The following is a 24,933-nucleotide window of genomic DNA, read 5'->3' as shown; positions in this document are numbered from 1 at the left end:
GTCTCCTAGTCATAAAGGGCGTCCACGGCCCAGTGGCCGGCGGCCAGGCTCAGCAGGAAGGCCCGGCCGTCCGCCAGCACCACCTGGAACCGGGCCCGGCGGCGCGACTCGGCCGGGTCCCACCAGCGCTCCTCGACCGGCCACGGCCCGGCCCACCCGGTGATGGCGACGGGCCGGGCACGTTCGACGATCAGGGCCGCGGGGCTGCCGGTGAGCTCGAGACGCGCGCTCACCCCCACCGGCTCGCCGTCCCGGTCGAGGACCACCGCCGGGAGCGGCCGGGTCAGCACCAGAGCGGGGGCCGGCCTGGGCAGCCGGCCGGGCCAGGGCGGCCGGACCGGCGGCTTGGCTGTCCGCTGACGACGCCGGCCACCCGGCGGCACCGCCACCACGGTCACGGTGTCCGGCTCCGGGTGCGCGGCCGGCCTCGGCCGCGTTTCCTCCTGCGCGCGGCGTTCCCGTACGGGGGCGAGCTCATCCCGTACGCCGGGAACGAGGTCCGGATCGCCCGGCTCGGTGAACGTGAGGGCGGGCTGGACGTGCGGGGGCAGCACCGGGTGGGTCTCGATGCCCGGAACCGGGTCGGCGTGCGGGGCCGCCGGGCGGTGCGGGTCGCGTTCGTCGCCCCAGGGAACCAGGCGGATCTGGTCGTCGGCGTTGCGGCCACCGCCGAACACCGGGGTGACCACCGACTCGGGGCCGAGCAGACCCTGCACGCGGCTGAAGGCCCGGTGGGCGCGCTCGCGATCGGCGCCGGCGTCACCCCAGAGGCCCGGCTGCAGTCCGAGATGGACGAGTACGCCGTCGGGGATGAGGCGCAGACGCACGAGACCGGCGGTGGGGCGGGCCGGGGCGCCGCGGCGGGCGCCGGTGAGCCAGCCGTCGAGTTGCCAGCGGACCCGCTCGGCGATGGCCGCGGCGGTGAGCGTGCCGTCGTGCCGCCAGACGCGGTGCAACTCCTGGCCGTTCGCGGTGACCGCCTCGATCCCGAGCCGGGTGCAGGCCAGCCCGTACGCGGCGAGCTTGTCATGCAGCCGCTCGGCCAGCGCGCGACCGGCGAACGCGGCCACGTCCACCCGTTCCAGCGGTTCGTCGTAGGTCTCGGAGACCTCGAGGTCGGGCGGCGGCCGGCGGACCGCGAGCGGCCGGTGGTCGAACCCGGCGGCGAGCCGGTGGACCAGCGCGCCGTCGAAGCCGAACCGGGCCAGCACGTCACCGGCCGGCAGCGCCGCGAAGTCCCCCAGCGTCTTGAGGCCGAGCCGTTTGAGCAGGTCGGTCAGCTCGGGCCGCTCGATCGCTTCGATCGGCTGGGCCCGCAAAAAGGCCGGCGTCCCGCCGGGCGGGATCACCCGGCCGCCGCGGGCCGCGAGCCCCGCCGCGAACACCCCCTCGGCGATGCCGACCTGACTCTCCACCTCGCAGGCCTGCGCGACCTGCTCGACGATCCGCTCGGCGGCCGCCTCCTCCCCGCCGAAGTACCGGGACGGCCCGCGCGCGGCGAACGCCAGGGCCCCCGGCCGGATCACCTCGACGCCGACCGCGACCTCCTCGACGGCCCCGACGACCGGCTCGAAGGCCCGCGCGTCCCGCCCCGGGTCGTGCTCGACGACGGTGAGCCGCGGGCATCGGCTCTGCGCTTCCCGCCGCCGCAACCCCCGGCGTACGCCCTCCTGCCGCGCCGTCTCCGAGCAGGCGATCACCCGGTTCCCGTGCACCACGGCGACCGGCTGCGCGGCCGGCAGCCCCAGCACGATCTCGGCCGCGATGACCGGCCAGTCCGGGCACCAGAGCAGCATGGTCCGCGCGCCGGCCGTCCCGCCCGCCACCTCACCTCACCGCCGGCACAGAGGCAAGCCGGCCCGAACGACCCGGGGCTGCCGAGGCCGCGGACGACAGGCCCGCGGCCGGCCCCGAACGGTCTGATCTCGCCGCCGGGAACGCGGGCGGCTCCGAACGATCCGATCCCGCCGCCGCCGACGCGGGCGACCCTGAACGATCCGATCCCGCCGCCGCCGACGCGGGTGATCCCGAACGGTCCGATCTTGCCGCCGGGGACGGGGACGGCGGCGAGTCGCCGGTGGGGACGGAGGTGAGCTGGGGACGAGCGGTCCGGTCCACGGTGGACTCGACCAGCGGGGCCCGGTCGGGAGCCGGAGGCGGCGGGGTCAGCGGGCGGATCGTCACGCCCGGCATCCACATGGTGACCTCCTTGGGGCGGGCCGCGGCGCCCCGGCCCCGGGCCAGCACCCGCACCCGGCGGCGGCGCAGACGGCCGTGCCCCTCGTCGAGGCCCTCCCAGTGGGCGTCGAGAACGCTCAGGGTCACGTCGGCGCCGGACCAGTCGCCGTACGGAACCAGGACGCTGCCGCGCTGACGGGCCCGGGCCACCAGGCGCGAGGCGATCGAGGCGGAGACACCACCGGGCACGGCCAGGACGATGAGGTCGACCCCGTCGATCAGGGCGGCCACCACCGTGGGCCACTCCGGCCCCGGGTCAGGCACCAGAGCCAGCCGGTCGAGGACGATGCCGCTCTCGGCGGCGGCGATCGCGCCCAGCGACGGTACGCCGACCACCGCGCACCAGGACCCCTGCCGGGAGGCCTCGGACAGCAACGCCAGCAGCAGGGACGTCCCACCGGCAGCGGTGGCCGACCGCCCGGCGGCCACCGCCACGGTGCTGCCGCGGCGCAGCCCGTGCCCCGGCAACAGCGAGCTCAGCTCGGGCGCCACCGGCAGCGTCCGGTGCAGGCCCGCTGTCTCGGTCTCACCCGCCGTCCGAACCAGTTCGGCCAGGGCGGCCGCACCGCTGATCATGCGTCCCGCCATGTGCTGCCTCACCCTGTCGCTCGGTTTCCCGCTCTGCCCACCCTGAGCCGCTCCCACGCCGGCCTCCCTCCTCAGCCCCTCCGTCTCCTCCTCAACCAAGTCCTCACCAGCCCTCACCGGCTGGCGGGCTGCGCGAAAGCACAAGCTGCGCAAACACTGACTGCGCAAAACACTGACTGCGTGAACACGAGCCGCCGGGCACGGCCGCCGGGGCACGGCCGCCGGGGCACGGCCGCCGGGGCACGGCCGCCGGGGCACGGCCGCCAGGCACGGCCGCCAGGCACGGCCGCCAGGCACGGCCGCCAGGCACGGCCGCCAGGCACGTGCAGCCAAGGCACGGGCCGCAGGGCACGCGCAGCCGGGCGCGACGACGAGACGCTCGCCGAAGTGGCCGGCGAGCGCTCAGCCGGAAGATCACGGTGAGGCCGGACTGCGGCCCGACGGGACCGCGGGGAAGGTCAGGCGGCCAGCGGAGGCTGGTAGGTGAGGCCCAGGGCGGACTCGACGACGGCCACGAACTGCTCGGCGGCCCGCAGGAGGTCGTCGGCCTCGCGCGGGCTCACCACGCGTGGGATGCCGGCCTCGGCCGCGGCGCGCTTGGAGGCGCCCAGGGCGAAATAGTTGGCCCACTCGCCGAAGTCGGGCGCCACCAGCACCAGCAGCGACCAGACGCTGGTCACCCGGCTGCGACGGCTGGCCGGGGCGGGACGGGCGCGAGCCGCGAGCACGGCGGCCGCGGCGCGCAAGGCGGCCAGGTGAGCCGCCGCGTAGCGCAGGCCGTCGGGCCCGGTGCGCGCCGCCTCGGCGAGGCCCTCGCGGGCGATTGCCAGCAACTGGGCCGGAGTGCGCTGGGGCAGCATGTGCGCCGGCACGGTAGGGGCGTCGGCCCGGGCAGCCGCGGTCGGCGCATGCGCCAGCCCCGGAGCAACCGGACCGGGAACAGCCGGACCAGGAACAGCCGGCCCACCAACAGTCCGACCAGCAACGCTCGGACCGGGAACAGCCGGACCGGGAACAGCCGGCCCAGCGACAGCCGGACCGGGAACAGCCTGCCGAGGCGCGACCGTCACCGGCGCGGCCTGGCGGAAAGCGGTCGCGCCGGGCGCAGCCGGACCAGGCGGGGCCGGACGAGAGGTGGGCACGCCCGAGGTGGACCGGTGGCTGGAAGTCGCCGGCCCCTGAGCCGGGCGCGGCGTCGCGGAGTCGGCGTAAGCCGAGCCGGACACGGCCAGGCCGGGTATCGCCGGATGGACGGAGGCCGAACCGCGCACGGCCGTGCGGGCGTGGGCCGGCTCGGCGGCCGCCTGGCTGGGCTGGACGGCAGAAGCCAGGTCGGGAGCCGGCCAAAGGCTCGGCGCTGTGTGGCTCGCCATGTGTTTCTCCTCGCGTGTCTCGCATCCGACGTGCCGGGTCGAACCGAGGCGCTGCGGAGGAAGGCGCAGCAGCCCGTGGTGGGTGACCGGCCGGGTGTGAAGCTTCCCCACACCACACCCGGCCGGACCTGCCGGCGGGTCCGCCGTCCGCCACCCGGGGGTCGGGGGGAGCGGACGACGGTCCTGCCTTGTCTGAAGGCCCGGACCCGCGAATGCCCGGAACCTCACGCGCGGCACTTCGCGGGTGCCGCACCCGGGAGCCGCGCCGCGAAACACCGCTCCCGTAGCCAGACCGGACATCCGCCCCGAACCTCGAAGGCGGACCTCGAAGTTCGAAGGTGTTCGAACATCCGTTCTAACCAAGAAGAAGACTAGCACTGACGTACGACAAAAACGCAAGACAGCGAACCCGAGTGGGCCCGGGGAAGTTCACACTGTGATGACGACCTTGGCCCGGGCGTGCTCCTCCTCGACATACCGGATCGCCTCGGGCACCTCGGCCAGCTGATAGGTGCGATCGATCACCGGACGCAACCGGCCCGCCTCGGCGAGCTCGCGGAGCTCGGCCAGCAGCTCCCGGCTCGGCGCCGTCGCCGGCACCTCGATGCGCGGGCCCGAGCGGGACGACCGGGCCGCGAGCCGGGCCCCGAGGATCAGCCGCATCGGCCCGAACACCCGGGGCCGGCCGCGCGACGTACCACCGCCGGAGAGCACCAGCGTCCCGCCCGGCGCCACCGTCCGCCGCAGATCGCCCAGCGACCGGTTGCCCACCAGGTCGAACACCACGTCGAAGCGACGGCCGAGGCGGGCGAAGTCGCTCCTGGTGTAGTCGACGACCTCGTCGGCCCCCAGCGAGCGGACCAGATCGACGTTGCGGGTGCTGCACACGGCCGTCACCGACCCGCCGAGCGCCTTGCCGATCTGAACGGCGAACGTGCCCACCCCACCCGAGGCTCCGTTGATCAGTACGCTCCGGCCGGCCCGCACCCGGCCGCGCAGGCCCAGCAGGGCCGTTCCCCCGGCCAGCGGCAGCGCGGCGGCCTGCTCCCAGCCGAGTCCGGCCGGCTTGAACTCGATCTGGTCCGCGGGAGCACAGACGTACTCGGCGAACGCTCCGTGCGCGTCACCCAGATCGCCGTAGACCTCGTCGCCGGGCCGGAAGCGGTCGACCCCGGCGCCGGCCGACTCGACCGTTCCCGCGAAGTCGGTGCCCCTGATCCGGCGTCGCGGCCCGCGCGGTCCCATCACCGCGGGCAGCAGCAGCCGCCCCAGATAGGGGTCGCCGCGCATCACGTGCCAGTCACGGGCGTTGACCGACGCGGCCCGGACCCGCACCCGCACCTCGCCCCGGCCGGGCTGCGGCTCGGCCACGTCCTCGAGCCGCGGGACGCCGTACTTCTCCTGACAGATGGCCTTCATGCGGCTCAGCGTGACCGGGGCGGGCGCCGGTTTCATCGGAGCGGAGGCCGGACCGGAGCCGGCCGATGGCGGGAGTCAGGGGTGGCCGGAAGTACGGCCCGTCTCGTAGGCCCACATGGCGATCTCCACCCGGTTGCGGACCACGAGCTTGGCCATCAGCGCGGCGATGTGGGTCTTGACCGTGCTCAGGCCGATGTGCAACTCGGCCCCGATCTCCGCGTTGGTGCGGCCTCGCGCCACCGCGGCCAGCACCTGCTCCTCGCGGTCGGTGAGCGGGTCGACGGGCTGCGCCCGCGGACCGGCCGGACCCGCGTCGGCGAAGGCTCTGAGCAGGCGCGTGGTGACGCTGGGGGCGATCAGGGCGTCACCGCGGGCGGCGGCGTGCACGGCCTGGCTCAGCAGGGCCGTGCCGGCGTCCTTGAGCAGGAAGCCGCGGGCCCCGGCGCGCAGAGCGGCATAGACGTGGTCGTCGAGATCGAACGTGGTGATGACGACCACGGCCAGAGGGTCGGTGACCGCGGGGCCGGCAAGGCGACGGGTGGCTTCGATGCCGTCCATGCCGGGCATCCGGATGTCGAGCAGGCACACGTCGGGGCGGAGCTGCCGGGCCAGTTCGACAGCGCGGCGGCCGTCGGGCGCCTCACCCACGACCCGGATGCCGGGCTCGGCGTTGAGGATCATGGTCAGGCCGGTGCGCACGATCTCCTGGTCGTCGGCGACGACCACCCGGATGTCGTCGTTCATCTAGACAGCTGCCCCGGCGCGTGGCAGCGCCGCGGTGACCGTCCAGCCGCGCCCCGGGCCGGGGCCGGCCTCGCACGTGCCGCCGAGCAGGCCAGCCCGCTCGGCCATGCCGGCCAGGCCGAACCCGGTGACCACGGAGGCCCGGGAGGCCTCGCCGTCGTCGCTGACGTGCAGGCGCACCACGGCGTCGTCGGCGGCCACGCGGATCGAGATGCGAGTGGCGTGCCGGGCGTGCCGCCGCGCGTTGGTCACCGACTCCTGCGCGAGGCGATAGACGGCCGTGCCGACGGTGGCGGGAACGTCGTCGAGGTCGCCGGTCAGCTCGACCGAGACCACCGGGCCGGACGGCGACCGGCCGGCCAGGCCGCGCAGGTCGGCCAGCCCGGGGCTGGGCGCGAGACCACCGGCCTGGGCCTGACGCAACGCGCGCACCATCGTGCGCATCTCGGCGAGGGCGCGCGTCGCCTCGGCCTCGATGACCCGCAGCGCGTCGACGGCGGCCTCGGGCTCCCGCCGGGCCACCGCGATGCCGGCCTGGGCCCGGATGGCCATCGCCGAGACGTGATGGGCCACGGTGTCGTGCAGATCGCGGGCGAGCCGTTCGCGTTCGCGCAGCTTGACCTCGTCGAGCCGGCGGCCGAGCAGCCGGGCGCGGTAGCGGAAGGTGGTGGCCAGCGCGAACGCCGCGATCATGGCGACGAACCCGAGGAGCAGGTCGGTGGCGCCGATGTGGCCGAGGGCGGCGGACACCGTGATCTTGGCGAAGATCAGCGCGGCGCCGGCCAGTGCCTCGCGCCCCGAACCCCAGCGGAACAGGGCGTACGGCAGAACGAGCAGATAGGCCAGCGTGCCGTTCCCCGGGTCGAGCCAGAACAGGCAGACCAGGAACGCGATCGCGACCATCAGCAACGGCCGGGTGCGGCGCAGGAGCAGAGTGGGGGCCAGCAGCAGCCCGAGGATCATGCCGGACCAGGCCGCGGTCAGCAGACCCTCGAGGACGGTGGCCACGACGACGACGCCCAGCAGCACCCAGTCGCGCCGGACGCGGACCGGCGCGCCGGGCGACCGGGGTTCCCGCCACACCGAGCGGAGCAACTCGTGCACGCCCCGATCGTACGAAGGATGCGCCCGGACCGGACCGGCCTAAAGTACTAGCTCCTTGACGAAGGCGAGCTGGTTGTACGGCGAGGAGTCGTACGACGGGACCTCGCGGTAGCCGGCCGCGCGGTAGAGAGCGATCGCCTCGGTCAGCGAGCCGTGCGTGCCCAGGCGCACCGTCGTGACACCGTGCGCGGCGGCGTCCCGTTCGAGCGCGGCCAGCAGCCGCCGCCCCAGCCCGATCCCCCGCACCGCCGGGCTCACCCACAGGTGCCGGATCTCGGCCGACGACCGGAGGGCCGCCGCCCCGGCGGCCGCCGACTCAGAAGCCGCCAACCCGGAGGCCCCCTGCCACAGCCCGCAGCCGACCGGCCGGCCGTCCTCCCGGGCGACCAGAAAGGTGCCCTCGGTCAGGGCTCCGGGCGGGATCAGGGCGGCCGCGGCGTCATACCCCTCGGGGAACCGGCGAGCCAGTTCCCCGGCGTACGCCTCGAGACACTCACGGGCCTCCGGCGCGTCGTCGGGGACCGCCTCGACGGTGACCGTGGCCAGGCGCACCAGGCGGCGAATCTGCGCCTGCGCCTCGAGCAATCGCTCGCGCTGGCCGTCGGTGAGCGGATCGAGCAGCGCGGCGACGCTGTCGCGGGAGCGTGACTCCAGGTCGGCCCGCTCGCGCCGCCCGGCCCCGGTCAGCGACGCGATCCGCACCCGGCCGTCGGAGGGGTGCGGCCGCACCGTCACCAGGCCCTCGCCACCGAGAGCCCGCAGCAGCCGGCTGAGATACCCGGAGTCGAGGCCCAGCCGGGTGCGCAGCTCGCGCAGGTCGGCGCCGTCGCCGATCTCGAAGAGCAGCCGGGCCTCGCCGAGCGGTCGTCCCTGACCCAGGTAATGATCGTTGAGCACGCCGAGGCGTTGCGTGTAGAACCGGTTGAAGTCCCGCACGAACTCGATCTGATCCACGATCTCTGACCTTAGTCAGAGATCGACCCCGGAGGACAGGAGATCCCATGAGCCGGACCGTGGTCGTCACCGGGGGCAGTTCGGGCGTCGGGCTGGCGGCGGCCGAGCAGTTCGCCGCCGCGGGCGACGAGGTGGTGCTGGTCGGCCGCACTCCGGCGCGCCTCGAGCAGGCCGCGCGCCGGGTCCCGGGCGCCACGGTGATGAGGGCGGATTTCGAAGACCTCGATCAGGTACGCGACCTCGCCGCCCGGATCGGCGAGCGGTACCCGAGGATCGACATCCTGGCCAACAACGCCGGCGGCATGGTCGAGCACTACCGCCGTACGAAGGACGGCTTCGAAGCGACTGTCCAGGGCAACCACCTGGCGCCTTTCCTGCTCACCCACCTGCTGCGGGACAGGCTCACCGGCGGCCGGGTGGTGAACACCTCCTCGCGGGCGCACCAGCGCGGCGCGCCCGACCCGGACGACCTCGCGGGCAACCCGGCCCGGTTCCGCTCGTTCCCGGCCTACGGCGCGGCCAAGACGGCCAACATCCTCTTCGCCGCCGAGGCCGCCCGCCGCTGGCCCGGCATCACCAGCGTCTCGTTCCACCCGGGCGTCGTGCGCAGCAACTTCGGCGTGGGCAAGGTGACCCGGTTCTTCTACAAATACGCGCCCTTCCTGGTGACGCCCGAGAAAGCCGGCGCGCTCCTGGTCTGGCTGGCCACCACCGACGGTCTCACCAACGGCGGCTACTACGTCGACCATCACCTCGAGAAGCCCGCCGCGCACGCGAGCGATCCGGCCGCCGCCGCGCGGCTCTGGGACGCCAGTGAAGAGGCCACCGGCGTCCGCGGATAACGGAAAAACCCGAAACCGACGGCTTGTTCACGATCCCCTACCGGCCCGGCGAAAGGCTTTGTACGGTCTCGCTTCGTGCGAAGCGCGGCCCGGCTGACAGCGGCCCTCACCCTGCTCGCCGTCACAGCATTGTGGACGGCGGGCCGGGACGAGGCGCCCGGAGGCCTGGCCGCGTGGGGCCGGCTCGCCGCGCTGTGGTCGGCCGACCTGCTGATCCTCCAGGTCGTGCTGATGGCGCGCATCCCGTGGGTCGAGCGGGCGTACGGCCAGGACACGCTCGCCCGGTGGCACCGCTGGACCGGCTTCGCGTCGTTCCACCTGCTGCTGGCCCACGTCGTGCTCGCCTTCCTGGCGTACGCGGAAACGCAACCCTGGCCGCGGCTGGCCACCGAGCCCGGGATGCTCCTGGCGCTGGCCGCCCTGGCGGCGTTGATCCTGGTCGTGGTCACGTCGGTGCGTCGTACGCGCCGGCGGATGCGGTACGAGTCGTGGCATCTGCTGCACCTCTACGCCTATCTCGGCGTCGGGCTGGCGCTGCCGCACGAGTTCCTGCTCGGCACCGACTTCCGCACACCGGCCGCCCGGGCGTTCTGGTGGAGCCTGTACGCGATCGCGGCCGGCTCGGTGCTGGTGTTCCGACTCGGCCTGCCGGTCTGGCGGACGCTGCGGCACCGGCTGACCGTGGACCACGTCGACCCGGAGGCGCCCGGCCTGGTCTCGGTCTATCTGAGCGGGCGGCGGCTCGACCGGTTGCCGGTCCGCGCGGGGCAGTTCTTCGTGTGGCGCTTCCTGGACGGCCGCGGCGCGCTGCGCGGCAATCCGTTCTCGCTGTCGGGGCCGCCGCGCGGCGACAGCCTGCGCATCACGGTCAAGGTGGTGGGTGACGGCAGCGAACGGGTGGCGGCGCTGCGGCGGGGCACGCGGGTGCTGATCGAGGGACCGTACGGGCGGATGACCGCGGCCACCTACGCCGGCGGCTCGGTCACCATGCTGGCCTGCGGGGTCGGGGTGACGCCGCTGCTCGCGCTGCTCTGGGACCTGCCGTACGGGCACGGCCGGGCCACGCTGGTCTATCGCACCCGGCATCCGCACGAGGTGGCGTTCGGCCGTGAGCTCGCGTGGCTGGCCGAGCATCGCGGCGTCCGGCTGGTGCCGCTGGTCGGCCCGCGCGCCGAGGCCGGGTCGTGGCTGCCCGCCGAGTACGCCGACTACGACGACGCCGAGGCGCTGCGGTCGCTCTCCCCCGACATCGCCGGGCACGACGTGTACGTCTGCGGGCCCGACGCCTGGGCCGCGTCGGTGTTCCGGGCCGCCCGCGCGGTCGGGGTCCGCCCGGCCCGCCTGCACCGGGAACGGTTCGGGTGGTGAGAATGGGCTGATGAGGGAACACCCCAACGTCATCGCCGTGCAGGACGCCCTGGACGCCGCCGGCGCACACACCACCGACGACGCCCCGTCGCAGGTGATCGTCCTGGACTCCGCGGCGCACACCGCGGCGGCGGCCGCCGAGGCGCTGTGCATCGAGGTCGGCCAGATCGCCAACTCGCTGATCTTCGACGCGGACGGGGAGCCGCTGCTGGTGCTGACCTCGGGCGCGCACCGGGTCGACACGGCCAAGGTCGCCGCCTCGCTGGGACTCGGCAAGCTGCGCCGGGCCACCCCCGAGTTCGTCCGCGAGCACACCGGGCAGGCCATCGGCGGGGTCGCCCCGCTGGGCCACCCGAAACCGGTCCGCACGCTGGTCGACACCGCCCTCGAGCAGTACGAGGACGTCTGGGCGGCCGGCGGGGTGCCGCAGGCCGTGTTCCCGATCTCGTTCGCCGAGCTGGTGCGGGTCACCGCCGGCACGCCGGCCGACGTGGCCTGACGCCGATGCCGGTCACAGTGCACGTCTGGCGGGTGCCGCGGCGCCGGGTCGGGGTCGCGATGTTCCGGCTCGCCTTCCCAGGTCCGCATCGGGCTCGATTCGCCAAGTTTCTCGGTACGGCCGACGGTGTCGGACCCACTGACGCCGATCTGACCCGGTACGCGGCGGTGACCGTCAGCGACCGGCCGGTCGTCCTGCACCACTGGGACACCCTGGCCGTCAAGAAGGCGCGGATCGACATCACGCCCCTGTCAAGCCGGGGCAGCTGGTCGGGACGCGAGCCTTTTGCGGTGACAAACCGGGAATCCGAGGGCCGGAAATTCGAAGGCATGGTGCTGGCACTGACCCGGGCGCGGCTGCGGCCGACGCGGGCGCCGGCGTTCTGGAAGGCCATCGCGCCCGTGGCGCAGGAAGTCGATCAAGCACCCGGCCTGCTGGCCCACTTCGGCATCGGCGAGGCGCCGCTCGGCTTCCAGGGCACCATCAGCGTGTGGCGTGAGGCGGCGGACCTGGCCCGATTCGCGTACCGTCAGCCGGAGCATCGAGCGGTGATCGCACGGACGCCGACCGATGGGTGGTACGCCGAGGAGCTTTTCGCCCGATTCGCGGTCGACGACATCTCCGGCGACCGCGAGGTGCTCGGCTGGACAGCAAGAGAGGCGTGACTCGACGATGAGGCTCGTGGCGTGGCAGCCGGACGACCTGCTGCGGCGGCTCGACGACGTGGTGAGCGTCTACGGCGAAGCGATGGGCTACCGCAAGGAGCTGCTCCAGACCCGCCGGGGCTACATCGGCGCCCACGTGCGCCGGGCCGGTTTCCGGGCGGTCGCCACACTCACCACCGACGGCCGGCTCGCCGGTTTCGGGTACGGCTACACCTCCGGCTCCGGCCAGTGGTGGCACGACCAGGTGCGTTCCCACCTCGGCGAGCCGGATCGGCACCGCTGGCTGAGCGACTGCTTCGAGGTCGTCGAGCTGCACGTCCGCCCGGCCGCCCAGGGGCACGGCGTGGGCGCCCGCCAGCTGCGCGCGCTGCTCGCGATGGCCGAGGGCGAGACGGTGCTGCTCTCCACGCCCGAGGCCGACGAGCAGAAGTCCCGGGCCTGGCGGCTCTACCGCCGGTTCGGCTTCGCCGACGTGCTGCGCCACTTCCACTTCCCCGGTGACGAGCGCGCGTTCGCCATCCTCGGCCGCGACCTGCCGGTCGTCGAGCGCCCCGCGGAAGACGCGCCCGGCATTGTCGGTCTCTAAAGGCTGGCCCTGGGCGCTGCTCGGGGCCCTGGTCCTCGCTCAGATCTGCTACCCGCTGACCTCCGGCGGGACGCGCGCCGCGATCACCGTGGCCACCGTCGTGCTCGGCTACCTGCTGTCGGTGACGCACGCGCTGCTCACCCGCGGTCCTCGCGCGGCGCTCGCCCTGATCGGCACGGCCACGCTGGGCGGCTTCGCGGTCGAGGCGATCGGCGTGGCCACCGGCTTCCCGTTCGGCACCTACGACTACTCGGGGCAGCTCGGCCCGAAGGTGCTCGGCGTCCCGTTGATCATCCCGCTGGCCTGGACCTGGATGGCCTGGCCGGCCTGGCTGGCGGCGCAGCGCCTGCCGGTCGCCCGCTGGGCCCGCATCGGCCTGGCCGCGTTCGGCCTGGCCGCCTGGGACCTCTTCCTCGACCCGCAGATGGTGGCCGAGGGCTATTGGCAGTGGCAGTCCCCCACCCCGGCGCTGCCCGGCGTGCCCGGCATCCCGATCGGCAACTACCTGGGCTGGCTGGGCTTCGCGGTGGTGCTGATGACGGCCCTGAGCTTCCTGTCGAGGGTCCACGAGCCGCGGCCCGGTGACACACCGATGCTGGCTCTCTGGCTCTGGACGTACGCTTCGTCCGTGCTGGCCCATGCCGTCTTCCTCGGCCTGCCCGCGTCGGCGGCCTGGGGCGGGGTCCTGATGGGCGCGGCGGTCCTGCCCGTGGTGCTCCAGCTGCGCCGATCGGGGTCGCCGCTCGAGGCCGCGCGGGGCCGGCCGTGAGGTGGCTGGCGCTGCTGCCGTGGGCCGCGCTGACCGCGCACACCGCGGTGAACGCGCTGCTGCTGCGCCGGCCCGCCGCGACGGCCACGACCGAGCGGGTCGCCGTGCTGCTGCCGGTGCGTGACGAGGCCGGCCGGGTCGGGCCGTGCGTGGAGTCGCTGCTGGCCCAGACCGGCGTCCCCGGCCTGACGATCCACGTGCTCGACGACGGGTCCACCGACGGGACGGCCGAGGTCGTGCGGTCGGTGGCCGGCGACAAGGTGCGCCTCCACACCGGGGCGCCGCTGCCGCCGGGCTGGCTGGGCAAGCCGCACGCGTGTCAGCAACTCGCCGACGCGGCCGGGGACGCCGACGTGCTGTCCTTCGTGGACGCCGACGTGGTGCTCGAGCCGGCCGCCATCGCCTCGGCCGTGACCGAGTTGCGCCGGGCGCGGGCCGGCCTCCTGTCGCCGTACCCGAGAATCACCGGGGCCGGGCGGCTGGTGCAACCGTTGCTGCAGTGGTCGTGGCTGACCTTCCTCCCGGTACGCCTGATGGAGAGCTCGCCGCGCCCCTCGCTGGCCGCGGCCGGCGGGCAGTGGCTGGTCGTCGACGCCCCGGCGTACCGCAGAGCCGGCGGCCACGCGGCCGTGCGCACCGAGATCCTCGAGGACATCGCGCTGGCCCGGGCCGTGAAGCGCTCGGGCGGGCGGATCGCGCTGGCCGACGCCTCCCGGCTGGCGACCTGCCGCATGTACGACTCGTGGCGCGAACTCACCGCGGGGTACGCCAAGTCGCTCTGGGCGTCCTTCGGCACGCGGTCCGGCGCCGCCGCCGTCGTGGTCTCCCTTCTTCTGCTGTACGGCGTTCCGCCGCTCGCCGCCGCCGCTCTGGCCGCGGCGGGTGAGTCCGAGTGGGCCGCGATCGCCCTCACGGCGTACGCCCTGGGGGTCGGGGGCCGGGTGGTGGCCGCCCGGGCGACGGGTGGGCGCGCGTGGCCGGACGCCCTGACCCACCCGGTCTCGATCGTGCTGTTCGCCCGCCTCGTGGCCCGGTCGTTCCGGCTGCACGCGCGAGGCGGCCTGACCTGGCGGGGGCGGCCGGTATGAGCCGGATCGTGGTGATCGGCGCCGGGGTCGGCGGGCTGACCGCGGCCGCGCGCCTGGCCGCCACCGGCCATTCCGTGGTGGTGTTCGAACGGTCCGGCGACCTGGGCGGCAAGCTCGCCGTGTACGAACGGGACGGCTTCCGCTTCGACACCGGCCCCAGCCTGCTCACGCTGCCGCAGGTCTTCACCGAGGCCGAGCCCGACCTGGTGGCCCTCGACCCGGTGGTGCGGCACGTCTTCGCCGACGGCACCGTGCTCGACTCGTCGGCGACGCACGCCGAGTTCCTCGACCGCATCGCGGCGGCGCTCGGCCCGGAGGCGGCACAGGACTGGGACCGGTTCTGGCGTCGCGCCCGGCGCATCTGGGACGCGTCCTGGCGGTCGGTGCTGCGCAAGCCGGTGACCCCGGCGTCGCTGGCCGGGCTGTCGTGGCGGGTCGGCGACCTGGCCGCGATCGCTCCCGGCCGGTCGTTGCGCGCGCTCGGCCGGCACTACCTGCGCGACCCCCGGCTGCGGACGATGCTCGACCGGTACGCCACCTACACCGGAGCCGATCCGCGACGGGCGCCGGCCGCGCTGGCCGCCGTGCCCTACGCGGAGCTGGCGTTCGGCGGCTGGTACGTGCCCGGCGGGCTGGGCACCCTGGCCACGGCCCTGACCGCACGGTGTTCCGCGGCGGGCGTACGGATCGTGCGCGACGCCGAAGTCCGGAAGATCACCACCGAGGACGGCCGGGTCACCGGCGTCCGGCTGGCGAGCGGCGAGGTGGCGCCGGCCGACGCGGTGGTGTCGAATGTGGACGCCCTGACCGTCTACCGCGATCTGCTGCCGTCACCGCGGCGGCTGGCCGGGCTCACCGACCGCAGCCTGGGCGGTTTCGTGCTGCTCCTGGGCGTACGCGGCGAGACGCCGTCGCTGGCCCACCACACGGTGTTCTTCCCGTCGCACTACGACCGCGAGTTCGACGACATCTTCGGGTCGGCGTCGCGGCGGGCGCGACCGGCCGACGACCCGACCGTGTTCGTCACCCGGGCCGACGATCCGGCGGTGCACCCGGCCGGCTGCGAGGCCTGGTTCGTGCTGATCAACGCGCCCCGCCACGGCACGGACTGGCGGGCGGTGGACTGGCGACGGCCCGGGCTGGCCGAGGCGTACGCCGATCATGTGCTCGGCGTGCTGGCCCGGCGCGGTCTCGACGTCCGCGACCGGCTGGTCTTCCGGGAGACCCGCACGCCGGCCGATCTGGCCGCCGCGACGGCCGCCCCGGGCGGCGCCATCTATGGCACGGCCGGCGGGCTGATGCGGCCGGTCAACCACGGACCCGTGGCCGGCCTGCATCTGGTCGGCGGCTCGGTGCATCCGGGCGGCGGCCTGCCGATGGTGACGCTGTCGGCCCAGATGGTGGCCGACCGCATCGGCCCGGTCGCCGGCTGACGCCGGCGCGCCGGATCACCGCGGGGCGTGAGCGGCCAGGAACGCCTTGGCGATGGCGGACGACAGGTCGGCCGGGTTGGTGGCGGGGAACGCCTTGCCCCCGGTCGCCTCGGACATGTCGGACAACGCCTTCATGTCGACGTCGGGGCCGTAGCCGAGGGCGAGGACCGGGACCGGGCGGCTCGGGTCCTGTTCGGCCGCCAGCTTGGCCATGAACTGGGCCTGCGTCATCTTGAAGGTCGACTCGCCGTCCTCGCCGTCGGTCAGGACCACGACCAGCGTGACCGTGCCGGGCGAGACCTTCTCGCGCATCTCGGCCACGCCGTCGAGCACCGACTTGTAGAGCGGGGTGCCGGAGTTGTCGGCCGCCCGGTAGTCCTCCATCGCCTTGGCCAGCGCGTCCCGGCGGAGCTTGCCGTTCACCGGCCCGGTGACCGGCCCGTAGGACACGACTTCCTTGTGCGGCGGGCTGGTCGGCGTCGGCTGGCCGAAGAACCACATCCCGACGTTGGTGTCCTCGGCGAACAGCTCGGCTGCGAACCGGCCCGACTCGCGCAGCAGCCCGGCCCGGGTGGTCGTGCGGCCACCGGGGGCCGCGATCTTCTTGTTCATCGAGCCGGAGGCGTCGATGAGCAGCAGCACCTGCGTGCTGAGCGACTTGTATCCGCTCCACATCGTGGCCGGGGCGAGCAGTGCGGCCGGCTTCTCGGGCAGCGGCAGCGTGTTGGGCATCGGCGCCGGGCGGAAGCCGGCCTTGGTGAGCGACGAGCGGGTGATCGCGGCGCGCAGCTGGGCGGTCAGCTCGGTGTCCTGGTTGTTCTTGGCGACCGCGAACGGGTAGTCGGCCTCGACCATGCCGTCGGCCGGGAACGCGCCCTTGAGCTGAACGGTGTGCTTGCCCCGCTGGTAGGTGCGCAGCTGCTGCTCGGTGATCGGGAACACGCCGACGTCGTAGACCACGCCGTTGGTGTTCCACTGCTCGGCCAGCCGGGTCATCAGCTGGGTCGGGTCGACCGAGGCCTCCTTGAGCCGGCTGCGCAGGGTCAGCGCCCGCAGCTGGGCGATGCCGCTGTCGGGCGTCGTGCGGGCCATCGCCGCGTTGACCCCGTACACCGAGAGGAGGCCGATCGTGCTGGCCTGCGCGTCGGGCATGGTGACGGCGGCGACCTTGCCGGCGGCCACGGCCCCGGTCAGCTGGGCCCACGACGTCTGGTCGCCCTTGGCCAGGCCCTCGGTCACCGCGGTCGGGGCGGCCAGCACGATCGGCGAGTGGGCCATCGGCTTGCCCTCGGCCGTGAACGCGGCGCCGCCGGCGTTGGCGATGCCCACCCAGGCGCTGCTGGACGGGATCCAGACGTCGGGCTTGGCCGCGGACGACACGGTGGAGCCCGGCTCCTCGGCGACGACCTCGATCGGGTCGCACGGGTTGCGCTCGTCGTCGTCGAGGGTCTTGGCCGCGGCGCTCACCACCGGCGCGATCTCGGGGGCGGCGACGACGCGCAGCTTCACGCCCGGGCAGGCCGAGGCCGACGGCGTGCGGGTCGGGGTGGCGGTGTTGGACGTCGGAGCGGGGTCACGGGTGTACATCCACCAGGTCGTGCCGCCGGCCACGGCGACCAGCAGCAGCACGATAGCGGCGGCGAGCAGGACACGGCCGACGCCGCCACCGGGCGGTCCGTGGTGAGTGACAGGCTCGTCCATCGGTCGCGGGTTGCCCCGCGGCATTTCCGACATCGCACCCACCTCTCCCTCTACCTCCGGCTCGTCCGGCGCCGTCCGATCGTCCGGATCGCGGCTGCGATCAAGATCGGCGCATCGAGCTGCCTCGCTACAACGTGAGCGAATAGTAATCACATATCGGCGGCCGACAACGGTCGGCCCCGTATTGGCACATTGCCGATAGACAGAGCGTGGCCCCTCACCTACCCTGCGGCCACGCCATCGCGTTCACCATCGATTTCCCATCTTCACCAGTAGCAACAGCCTTCCGGCGGCACCGGTCGCAGACCTGCGGACATCGATGCTCATCACTTCATTGGCCGCTGGAGATCGCTCCCGGACCCGAAGCGCAGCGTGGTCGATCGGAACGGTTCATCACTGTGAGTAAATACATAGTGCCGAGTTCCCGGAACGGTGCCATCGCCCACAGAATTTACGGCCATCCATGTGTTGACCGCCCCGGCGCCCGACCTGCCCACCGGCCGACGTGTCACCCCGTGCCCCGGACGACGACCTGTCGGCTACGCCAGGCGATGACCGGTCGGCCACCGACGACGATCGAGCGGCGCGGCGCCGGCGGAGTCGGCGACCACTGCTCGTCACCGACGAGGAACTGCGCCACGTGACTCGCCATGAGGGCCGCCCCGGACGACCGCCGCGGCCGGGCGCCGATCCTCGACTCTTTCGATGCCCGGCAGGACATGAGGCCGCGCCCGCTCCCGATCGTCAGAACTGTTCGCAAGCGCGAACGACGATAGGGTCGAGCTCATGGACTGGCTGGCCCCCGAGCGGTACGCGACGGAACTCGAGGCCGAGGCCGGGCGCCTGGGCCCGGCGGCGGCCGGTCAGGATCCCGGAGCGATCGTGCCGGCCTGTCCCGAGTGGACCGTGCGCGACCTGGTCAGCCATGTCGGCACGGGCCACCGCTTCGCCGCGACGATCATCGAGACCGGCGCCCCGGCCCGGTACGAGCGGATCGACGCGCCGGCCGAGCCGGCGGCCTGGACGCCGTGGCTGCTCGACGGCGCCCGGCGATTGAACGCGGCCGTGAGCTCGCACGGCTTCGACGGCGCGGTGTGGACCTGGCACCCGAGACACCAGACGGCCGGCTTCTGGCTGCGGCGCATGGTGCACGACCAGATCATCCACCGCTTCGACGCGGCCCAGGACGGCGACCTGGCCCCGGACCTGGCCGCCGACGGGATAGCCGACTCGCTGCTCACCTTCGAGGTGATCGGGGCGCTGCGCGGCGACGGCGAGACCCTCCGGTTCCGCGCGACCGACCTGTCCCGCACCTGGCACGTCACGCTCACCTCCGACGGCCCGGCCTGGACCGAGGACGACCGCCCGGCCGACGTCACCGTCACCGCCCCGGCCCGGGAACTCCTGCTGGTCCTCAACCGCCGCCTCCCCGCCCCCGAGCTCGCCGGCGACCCGGCGCTGTGGGAGCGATGGCTGGCCGGCTCGCGCTTCTGACCCGGGTTCCCCAGCGGGCGGCCCCCGGCAACAGCTCCTTCCCGGCTCCTCAGAGCGGGCGGACCCCCAGCGGCAACTCCTGAGTGGCCACATGGTGGAGCAGGGTGGCCCGCAGCGCCTCGGCGGCGTGCGGCAGCACCGCGTGCCGGCGGTGAGCCAGAGCGATCGTGCGGCGCATGCCCGGCGGAGCCAGCGGGGTGGCTCGCAGCAGCGGCCGGTTGGCCAGCACCATGCTCGGGACGAGAGCCACGCCCAGCCCGGCCTCGACGAAGGCCAGCACCGCGTCCATCTCGCCGCCCTCGACGGCGAACTTCGGGGTGAAGCCGGCCTTGCGGCAGGCGTCCAGGGTGACGCCGCGGATGTCGTAGCCGGCCCGGAACATCACCAGCGGCGTGTGCTCCAGCTCGGCCAGCGCGATCTGCGCGTTGGCGGTCGGCGGCGGCCCGTCGGCCACCGAGGCCACGACCAGGCTCTCGCGCAGGACGGGTGAGGCGCTCAGGGACTCGTCGACGCCCTCCCCGGGCTGGACGATCAGGGCCAGGTCGAGCGTGTGGGCCTGCAGGTTCCCGATCAGGTCCTGCGAGCCGCCCTCGTTGACGTACAGCTGGATGTCGGGGTGGTGGGAGCGGAACGTGCGCAGCACCTCGGGCACCAGCGACGAGCACAGGCTCGGTGTGGCGCCCAGCCGCACCTCGCCCCGCCGGAGGCCGACGATGTCGGCGACCGCCTCCTGGGCCGCGTCGGCGTCGGTCACCATCCGCTGAGCCAGGGGCAGCAACGTCCGGCCGGCGGCGGTCAGGGTCACGCCGCCCCGGATACGTTCGAACAGCGGTGCGCCGAGAGTCGCTTCGAGCGTGTGAATTTGCTTACTGAGAGTCGGCTGGGAGACGCCCAGATTGTCAGCCGCTTGAGTGAAATGCCGGGTTTGTTCGACTGCGAGGAAGTACCGAAGCTGCTGGAGCTGCACCTCGATAGCCTATCTCTATGATGACTGCGTCGATCATGCATTAGACGAATCGTCGCGCGGTCCCTACCGTCCAGAGTGTGGCGGTAGATACTTCGACCCGGAAGACGCCGGCGGTTACGCCGGCGCCGGGCAAAACGACGCGGCGGCGCTCCTCGGTCGCCCTCAAGATCTTCATGGCGGTGACCGGCCTGCTGCTGGTCGGCTTCCTGTACGCGCACATGATCGGCAACCTGAAGATCTTCTTCGGCGCCGAGACCTTCGACCACTACGCGCACTGGCTGCGGACCATCGGCACGCCTCTGCTGCCGGAGGCCTGGTACCTGTGGATCCAGCGGGCCGTGCTGACCGTGGCCGTGCTCGGGCACATCGTGGCGGCGACGATCCTGGCGCGCCGGGCCCGGCAGGCTCGACCGGTGAAGTACGCGCACCGCCCGAAGGTGCAGGGCAGCTACGCCGCCCGCACGATGCGCTGGGGTGGCGTGATCATCCTGCTCTTCGTGATCTACCACATCCTCGACCTGACGACGGGGACACTGAACCCGAACGGGGTCGCCGGTGAGGCGTACGCCAACGTCGCGGCCGACTTCGCGCCGTCCCGCTGGTACGTGACGCTCTTCTACACGCTGTCGATCGTCGCGGTCGGCTTCCACCTGCGGCACGGCCTCTGGAGCGCCGTCCGCACGTTCGGCCAGCAGAGCCCGCGCGGCGAGCTCTACGCCCGCGCGACCGCCCTGGTGCTGTCGCTGGTGCTGGTCGTCGGCTACCTCTCGGTGCCGTTCGCGGTTCTCGTCGGATTGGTGGACTGAACATGGGTGACTTCTGGAACGACGGCGACGCGATCGTCGACACCGCCGCCCCCGAGGGTCCGATCGAGACCCGCTGGGACCGGCGCAAGTTCAACGCCAAGCTGGTCAACCCGGCCAACCGCCGCAAGCTGACGGTCATCGTGGTCGGCACCGGCCTGGCCGGCGGCTCCGCGGCGGCCACGCTGGCCGAGGCGGGCTACCACGTCAAGTCGTACTGCTATCAGGACAGCCCGCGACGGGCGCACTCGATCGCCGCGCAGGGTGGCATCAACGCCGCGAAGAACTACCGCAACGACGGCGACTCGATCTACCGGCTGTTCTACGACACCGTCAAGGGCGGCGACTTCCGCGCCCGCGAGTCGAACGTCTACCGGCTCGCCACGGTGTCGGTGAACATCATCGACCAGTGCGTCGCGCAGGGCGTCCCGTTCGCCCGCGAGTACGGCGGCCTGCTCGACAACCGCTCGTTCGGCGGCACGCAGGTCTCCCGGACGTTCTACGCCCGCGGCCAGACGGGTCAGCAGCTGCTGCTCGGCGCGTACCAGGCGATGGAGCGCCAGATCGGCCTGGGCAACATCGAGATGAACAGCCGCCACGAGATGCTCGAGCTGATCATCGTCGACGGCAAGGCCCGCGGCATCGTGGTCCGCGACATGATCACCGGCGAGATCGCCACCGAGATGGCCGACGCCGTCGTGCTGGCCTCGGGCGGCTACGGCAACGTCTTCTTCCTCTCGACCAACGCCAAGGGCTGCAACGTCACGGCGACGTGGCGGGCGCACCGCAAGGGCGCGCTGTTCGCGAACCCCTGCTACACGCAGATCCACCCGACGTGCATCCCCGAGTCGGGCACGCACCAGAGCAAGCTCACGCTGATGAGCGAGTCGCTGCGCAACGACGGCCGGGTCTGGGTGCCCAAGCGGGCCGAGGACGGCCAGAAGCCGGCGTCCCAGATCGCCGAGGAGGACCGCGACTACTACCTGGAGCGGATCTACCCGTCCTTCGGCAACCTGGTCCCCCGCGACATCGCCTCGCGCGCCGCCAAGAACGTCTGCGACGAGGGCCGCGGTGTCGGTCCCGGCGGCCTGGGCGTCTACCTCGACTTCGCCGACGCGATCAAGCGGCTGGGCAAGAAGGCCGTCGAGGCCAAGTACGGCAACCTGTTCGAGATGTACCAGCGGATCACCGGCGAGGACCCGTACGAGACGCCGATGCGCATCTATCCCGCGGTGCACTACACGATGGGCGGTCTCTGGGTCGACTACGACCTGCAGTCGACGATCCCCGGCCTGTTCGTGGTCGGCGAGGCCAACTTCTCCGACCACGGCGCCAACCGGCTCGGCGCGTCCGCCCTGATGCAGGGTCTGGGCGACGGCTACTTCGTCCTGCCGACGACGCTGGGCAACTACCTCGCGGCCGGCCCCTTCGAGAAGGTGGCCGAGGATCACGAGGCGGTCGTGGCGGCGCGGGCCGAGGTCGAGAGCCGCATCAAGCGCCTGCTGGAGATCGACGGCGACCGTACGGTCGACAGCTTCCACCGCGAGCTGGGCCACATCATGTGGGAGTACTGCGGCATGGAGCGCACCGAGGAGGGCCTGACCAAGGCCATCGGGCTCATCCGGAGCCTGCGCGAGGAGTTCTGGCAGCGCGTCAAGGTGCCCGGCACCGGCGAGCAGCTCAACCAGAACCTCGAGAAGGCCGGCCGGGTCGCCGACTTCTTCGAGCTCGGCGAGCTCATGTGCATCGACGCGCTGCACCGGCGTGAGTCGTGCGGCGGCCACTTCCGGGGCGAGTCGCAGACCGCCGACGGCGAGGCCCTGCGCCACGACGACGAGTTCAGCTACGTCGCGGCCTGGGAGTACGCCACCGGCGAGAGCGCCAAGCCCACCCTCCACAAGGAACAGCTCGAATTCGAGTACGTTCACCCGAGCACCCGGAGTTACAAGTAATGGACATCCAGGTACGCGTATGGCGCCAGGAGGGACCGTCCGACGGCGGCCGGATGGTGACCTACGACGTCAAGGACATCTCCCCCGACGCGAGCTTCCTCGAGATGCTCGACGTGCTGAACGAGAAGCTCATCCTCGACGGCGACGACCCGATCGCGTTCGACCACGACTGCCGTGAGGGCATCTGCGGCGCATGCAGCATGGTGATCGACGGCGTGGCGCACGGCCCCGAGAAGGCCACCACCGCCTGCCAGCTGCACATGCGGCACTTCAAGCAGGGCGACACGATCGACGTGGAGCCCTGGCGGGCCGCCGCCTTCCCGGTGATCAAGGACCTGGTCGTCAACCGCGGCGCCCTCGACAAGATCGTCGCGGCCGGTGGCTACATCACCGCCCCGACCGGCGCCGCCCCCGAGGCGCACGCCACCCCGGTGCCCAAGAAGGACGCCGACCTGGCGTTCGAGGCGGCCACCTGCATCGGCTGCGGCGCCTGCGTGGCAGCCTGCCCGAACGGCTCGGCCATGCTGTTCACCGCGGCCAAGGTCGCCCACCTCGGCCTGATGCCCCAGGGCCAGCCCGAGCGCGACACCCGCGTGATCGACATGCTGCAGGCCCAGGACGACGCCGGCTTCGGCGGCTGCACCAACATGGGCGAGTGCTCCCAGGTCTGCCCCAAGGGCATCCCGCTGCACCTGATCGGCCGCCTGAACAGCGACTATCGCAAGGCCGTCCGCAAGAGCTTCTGAACGGTCGACCGGAGGCCGGGCACACCGACGTGCCCGGCCTCGACCCTGCCCGGCCATTGCCCGGTCGCCGCTCGGCTACCGGCGCCCCGCACCCGGCCCGCCGGTTTGTTCGCCCACGCCTGCGGCTTCCGCTTCGCCCGGCCGAACAGGACGCGGACTGCCCGACCTGGACCATCTTCGCCCTGTTCGGGGGATGAGATCACGCCAAGCGCGGGGCCTGGTGCCTGCTCCTCCGGCCGAGGGCCAGGACGCCGGTGGCGGCGCTGATCACGGCGGCGGCCACCAGCGGCGGGACGGCGCCCAGGTGCACCGCGGCGGCGCCGAGCGGGATGCCGAGGGCCACCGGGCCGAACATGACCGTGTTGGAGGTCGCGGCGACCCGGCCCAGCAAGTGGTCCGGCGTCGACGTCTGGACGGCGGTGACGGCGGCGATCAGCGACCAGGGCAGGCCGAGGCCGATCAGCGCGCTGCCGACGATCATCGACGGCCACCAGGGCAACGCCTGCGCCAGGCAGCCGGCGGCGAAGACGACAGCGCCGATCGCGGCCACCACGACGGGCGCCAGCCGGGCCAGCACCCGGCCCACCACCAGACCGGCGACGATCGAGCCGGCGCCCTGAGCGGAGCCGAGAAAGCCGAGCCGGGTCGCGGGCAGGCCCAGATCGTGGACGAGGTGAGCCAGCACCGCCGCGTCCTTCAGACCGGAGGCGCCGATGGCCACGCCCGCGACGAGCACCGGGACCCGCACGCCGGGCACCCCGAACAGCGCCCGCAAGCCGCCCCGGAAGCCCCGGTCACCCACGCCCCCGCCCCGCAGACCGACGGCGCTCCCGTCCCGGTCCGGACGGGCGCCGCCGTCGGCGTCGTCGTCGTCGGTGGTGGCGGTGGCGGCCGCGGTGGCGGCGGTGGCGGCGGCCGCGGTGGCGGTGGCGGCGGCCGCGGTGGCGGTGGCGGTGGCGGTGGCGGCGGCCGCGGTGGCGGCGGCCGCGGTGGCGGTGGCGGTGGCGGTGGCGGTGGCGGTGGCGGTGGCGGTGATCGTCGTGTGCTCCGGGGCGCGCAGCCGGACCAAGGCGTAGCAGGCGGCGGTCAGCAGGGGCAGCGCGGCGCTGAGCAGGATCACGGCGGCCGGGCCCCGCCACGCGTACAGGCCGGCGCCGGCCAGGGGCGCGACCAGCTTCATGCCCTCCTGGGCGCTGGAGCGCCAGCCGTTGACGTCGGCCAGGATCCCCGGGGAGAGCGCCGACGGCAGGATGGCCGTCTCCCCGGCGTCGATCAGCACATAGCTGACCCCGCGGGCCAGCAGCACGGCGAAGATGAGCCACGCCGCGGCGGCGGACCGGACGAGGAGCAACGCCAGCAGCAGCACGCCCAGGGACAGATCGACGGCGATGAGCAGCGGACGGCGGGGCAGCCGGTCGACCAGGGCGCCGAGCCAGGGGGCGGCCAAGGTCGGCGCATAGACACAGACGGCGGTCAGCGCGGCCAGGCTCACCGAGCCGGTGAGGTCGAGGACCCAGAGGCCGGCGGCGAGGGTCATGGCCGTGCTGCCGAAGCCGGACAGCAGGGAGATCAGCACAAACAGGGACGCGTTGCGCCGCAT

At 73.5% G+C, this 24,933-nt stretch carries 22 protein-coding genes and 1 pseudogene; 12 read left to right on the top strand and 11 right to left on the bottom strand.

Annotated elements, in window-relative coordinates; translation table 11 throughout:
• Positions 1-5: 5 nt before the first annotated feature.
• The 7 genes and pseudogenes from HJC40_RS01745 to HJC40_RS01715 form a co-directional block, all read right to left on the bottom strand.
• The gene (locus HJC40_RS01745) at positions 6-1,796 is read right to left on the bottom strand and encodes a DNA polymerase Y family protein (protein WP_249998207.1); all 1,791 of its coding nucleotides are present in this window, start codon (positions 1,794-1,796) and stop codon (positions 6-8) included.
• 259 nt (positions 1,797-2,055) lie between these two features.
• A pseudogene (locus HJC40_RS01740) lies at positions 2,056-2,826 on the bottom strand (hypothetical protein); the annotation flags it as partial.
• Positions 2,827-3,284: 458 nt separating this feature from the next.
• Positions 3,285-3,686: an SAV_6107 family HEPN domain-containing protein gene (locus HJC40_RS01735; RefSeq protein WP_249997817.1), complete on the bottom strand. Its 402-nt coding sequence runs from the start codon at positions 3,684-3,686 to the stop codon at positions 3,285-3,287.
• 942 nt (positions 3,687-4,628) lie between these two features.
• Entirely contained in the window at positions 4,629-5,618 is a 990-nt protein-coding gene (locus HJC40_RS01730) for an NAD(P)-dependent alcohol dehydrogenase (RefSeq protein WP_249997816.1), read from the bottom strand.
• 75 nt (positions 5,619-5,693) lie between these two features.
• A complete protein-coding gene (locus HJC40_RS01725) occupies positions 5,694-6,362 on the bottom strand; it encodes a response regulator transcription factor (protein ID WP_249997815.1) in 669 nt (222 codons plus the stop codon).
• Positions 6,363-7,466: a sensor histidine kinase gene (locus tag HJC40_RS01720; RefSeq protein WP_249997814.1), complete on the bottom strand. Its 1,104-nt coding sequence runs from the start codon at positions 7,464-7,466 to the stop codon at positions 6,363-6,365.
• Positions 7,467-7,505: 39 nt separating this feature from the next.
• Entirely contained in the window at positions 7,506-8,420 is a 915-nt protein-coding gene (locus HJC40_RS01715; protein ID WP_249997813.1) for a helix-turn-helix domain-containing GNAT family N-acetyltransferase, read from the bottom strand.
• A gap of 47 nt (positions 8,421-8,467) precedes the next feature.
• Here HJC40_RS01715 and HJC40_RS01710 point away from each other — a divergent pair, with 47 nt between their 5' ends.
• The 8 genes from HJC40_RS01710 to HJC40_RS01675 all read left to right on the top strand — a co-directional run bounded on the left by HJC40_RS01710 (position 8,468) and on the right by HJC40_RS01675 (position 15,670).
• Entirely contained in the window at positions 8,468-9,262 is a 795-nt protein-coding gene (locus tag HJC40_RS01710; protein WP_249997812.1) for an SDR family NAD(P)-dependent oxidoreductase, read from the top strand.
• Between the two features lie 75 nt (positions 9,263-9,337).
• Positions 9,338-10,630, top strand: a complete 1,293-nt coding sequence (locus tag HJC40_RS01705) for a ferredoxin reductase family protein (protein WP_249997811.1) — start codon at positions 9,338-9,340, stop codon at positions 10,628-10,630.
• 10 nt (positions 10,631-10,640) lie between these two features.
• The gene (locus HJC40_RS01700; RefSeq protein WP_249997810.1) at positions 10,641-11,129 is read left to right on the top strand and encodes a YbaK/EbsC family protein; all 489 of its coding nucleotides are present in this window, start codon (positions 10,641-10,643) and stop codon (positions 11,127-11,129) included.
• A 5-nt stretch (positions 11,130-11,134) separates the two neighbouring features.
• Positions 11,135-11,794, top strand: coding sequence for a monooxygenase (locus tag HJC40_RS01695; protein WP_249997809.1), 660 nt, complete (start codon positions 11,135-11,137; stop codon positions 11,792-11,794).
• 7 nt (positions 11,795-11,801) lie between these two features.
• Complete coding sequence (locus HJC40_RS01690; protein ID WP_249997808.1) at positions 11,802-12,380, top strand: N-acetyltransferase; 579 nt, start codon at positions 11,802-11,804, stop codon at positions 12,378-12,380.
• Positions 12,367-13,149: a carotenoid biosynthesis protein gene (locus tag HJC40_RS01685; RefSeq protein WP_249997807.1), complete on the top strand. Its 783-nt coding sequence runs from the start codon at positions 12,367-12,369 to the stop codon at positions 13,147-13,149. The genes HJC40_RS01690 and HJC40_RS01685 overlap by 14 nt, the downstream gene beginning before the upstream one ends.
• Entirely contained in the window at positions 13,146-14,237 is a 1,092-nt protein-coding gene (locus HJC40_RS01680) for a glycosyltransferase family 2 protein (protein ID WP_249997806.1), read from the top strand. The genes HJC40_RS01685 and HJC40_RS01680 overlap by 4 nt, the downstream gene beginning before the upstream one ends.
• Entirely contained in the window at positions 14,234-15,670 is a 1,437-nt protein-coding gene (locus HJC40_RS01675) for an NAD(P)/FAD-dependent oxidoreductase (protein WP_249997805.1), read from the top strand. Before HJC40_RS01680 ends, HJC40_RS01675 begins: the two co-directional genes overlap by 4 nt.
• Before the next feature lie 15 nt (positions 15,671-15,685).
• Here HJC40_RS01675 and HJC40_RS01670 read toward each other — a convergent pair whose 3' ends face one another.
• On the bottom strand, positions 15,686-17,404 hold the full coding sequence (locus HJC40_RS01670) for a substrate-binding domain-containing protein (RefSeq protein WP_249997804.1): 1,719 nt from the start codon (positions 17,402-17,404) through the stop codon (positions 15,686-15,688).
• Positions 17,405-17,879: 475 nt separating this feature from the next.
• Positions 17,880-18,023, bottom strand: a complete 144-nt coding sequence (locus tag HJC40_RS01665; RefSeq protein WP_249997803.1) for a hypothetical protein — start codon at positions 18,021-18,023, stop codon at positions 17,880-17,882.
• 134 nt (positions 18,024-18,157) lie between these two features.
• On the opposite strand from HJC40_RS01665, the gene HJC40_RS01660 reads away from it, so the two are divergent.
• Positions 18,158-18,865, top strand: coding sequence for a maleylpyruvate isomerase family mycothiol-dependent enzyme (locus HJC40_RS01660; RefSeq protein ID WP_249997802.1), 708 nt, complete (start codon positions 18,158-18,160; stop codon positions 18,863-18,865).
• A gap of 49 nt (positions 18,866-18,914) precedes the next feature.
• Here the strand turns inward: HJC40_RS01660 and HJC40_RS01655 are convergent, their stop codons facing one another.
• A complete protein-coding gene (locus HJC40_RS01655; RefSeq protein WP_374271055.1) occupies positions 18,915-19,838 on the bottom strand; it encodes a LysR family transcriptional regulator in 924 nt (307 codons plus the stop codon).
• A 71-nt stretch (positions 19,839-19,909) separates the two neighbouring features.
• On the opposite strand from HJC40_RS01655, the gene HJC40_RS01650 reads away from it, so the two are divergent.
• From HJC40_RS01650 to HJC40_RS01640, 3 genes are read left to right on the top strand one after another with little or no spacing between them, the layout of a single operon-like run.
• Complete coding sequence (locus tag HJC40_RS01650) at positions 19,910-20,638, top strand: succinate dehydrogenase cytochrome b subunit (RefSeq protein ID WP_308200820.1); 729 nt, start codon at positions 19,910-19,912, stop codon at positions 20,636-20,638.
• 2 nt (positions 20,639-20,640) lie between these two features.
• Positions 20,641-22,587 (top strand): fumarate reductase/succinate dehydrogenase flavoprotein subunit, encoded by a 1,947-nt coding sequence (locus HJC40_RS01645; protein WP_249997800.1) that lies wholly within the window; start codon positions 20,641-20,643, stop codon positions 22,585-22,587.
• Positions 22,587-23,333, top strand: coding sequence for a succinate dehydrogenase/fumarate reductase iron-sulfur subunit (locus HJC40_RS01640; RefSeq protein ID WP_249997799.1), 747 nt, complete (start codon positions 22,587-22,589; stop codon positions 23,331-23,333). Before HJC40_RS01645 ends, HJC40_RS01640 begins: the two co-directional genes overlap by 1 nt.
• A gap of 199 nt (positions 23,334-23,532) precedes the next feature.
• Here the strand turns inward: HJC40_RS01640 and HJC40_RS01635 are convergent, their stop codons facing one another.
• Positions 23,533-24,933 carry an MFS transporter gene (locus tag HJC40_RS01635; RefSeq protein ID WP_249997798.1) on the bottom strand — a complete coding sequence of 467 codons (1,401 nt, stop codon included), beginning with the start codon at positions 24,931-24,933 and terminating at the stop codon, positions 23,533-23,535.

It is taken from the genome of Actinoplanes sp. M2I2 (assembly GCF_023544445.1).
Classification (GTDB): domain Bacteria; phylum Actinomycetota; class Actinomycetes; order Mycobacteriales; family Micromonosporaceae; genus Actinoplanes.
This window is presented reverse-complemented; position numbering and strand designations above follow the sequence as displayed.

Bases quoted from the DNA above. Each gene is read 5' to 3' on its own strand.
- HJC40_RS01745 (WP_249998207.1), bottom strand. From the start codon at position 1,796: ATGCTGCTCTGGTGCCCGGACTGGCCGGTCATCGCGGCCGAGATCGTG.
- HJC40_RS01735 (WP_249997817.1), bottom strand. From the start codon at position 3,686: ATGCTGCCCCAGCGCACTCCGGCCCAGTTGCTGGCAATCGCCCGCGAG.
- HJC40_RS01730 (WP_249997816.1), bottom strand. From the start codon at position 5,618: ATGAAGGCCATCTGTCAGGAGAAGTACGGCGTCCCGCGGCTCGAGGAC.
- HJC40_RS01725 (WP_249997815.1), bottom strand. From the start codon at position 6,362: ATGAACGACGACATCCGGGTGGTCGTCGCCGACGACCAGGAGATCGTG.
- HJC40_RS01710 (WP_249997812.1), top strand. From the start codon at position 8,468: ATGAGCCGGACCGTGGTCGTCACCGGGGGCAGTTCGGGCGTCGGGCTG.
- HJC40_RS01700 (WP_249997810.1), top strand. From the start codon at position 10,641: ATGAGGGAACACCCCAACGTCATCGCCGTGCAGGACGCCCTGGACGCC.
- HJC40_RS01695 (WP_249997809.1), top strand. From the start codon at position 11,135: ATGCCGGTCACAGTGCACGTCTGGCGGGTGCCGCGGCGCCGGGTCGGG.
- HJC40_RS01690 (WP_249997808.1), top strand. From the start codon at position 11,802: ATGAGGCTCGTGGCGTGGCAGCCGGACGACCTGCTGCGGCGGCTCGAC.
- HJC40_RS01675 (WP_249997805.1), top strand. From the start codon at position 14,234: ATGAGCCGGATCGTGGTGATCGGCGCCGGGGTCGGCGGGCTGACCGCG.
- HJC40_RS01670 (WP_249997804.1), bottom strand. From the start codon at position 17,404: ATGTCGGAAATGCCGCGGGGCAACCCGCGACCGATGGACGAGCCTGTC.
- HJC40_RS01665 (WP_249997803.1), bottom strand. From the start codon at position 18,023: ATGGCGAGTCACGTGGCGCAGTTCCTCGTCGGTGACGAGCAGTGGTCG.
- HJC40_RS01660 (WP_249997802.1), top strand. From the start codon at position 18,158: ATGGACTGGCTGGCCCCCGAGCGGTACGCGACGGAACTCGAGGCCGAG.
- HJC40_RS01645 (WP_249997800.1), top strand. From the start codon at position 20,641: ATGGGTGACTTCTGGAACGACGGCGACGCGATCGTCGACACCGCCGCC.
- HJC40_RS01640 (WP_249997799.1), top strand. From the start codon at position 22,587: ATGGACATCCAGGTACGCGTATGGCGCCAGGAGGGACCGTCCGACGGC.
- HJC40_RS01635 (WP_249997798.1), bottom strand. From the start codon at position 24,933: ATGCGGCGCAACGCGTCCCTGTTTGTGCTGATCTCCCTGCTGTCCGGC.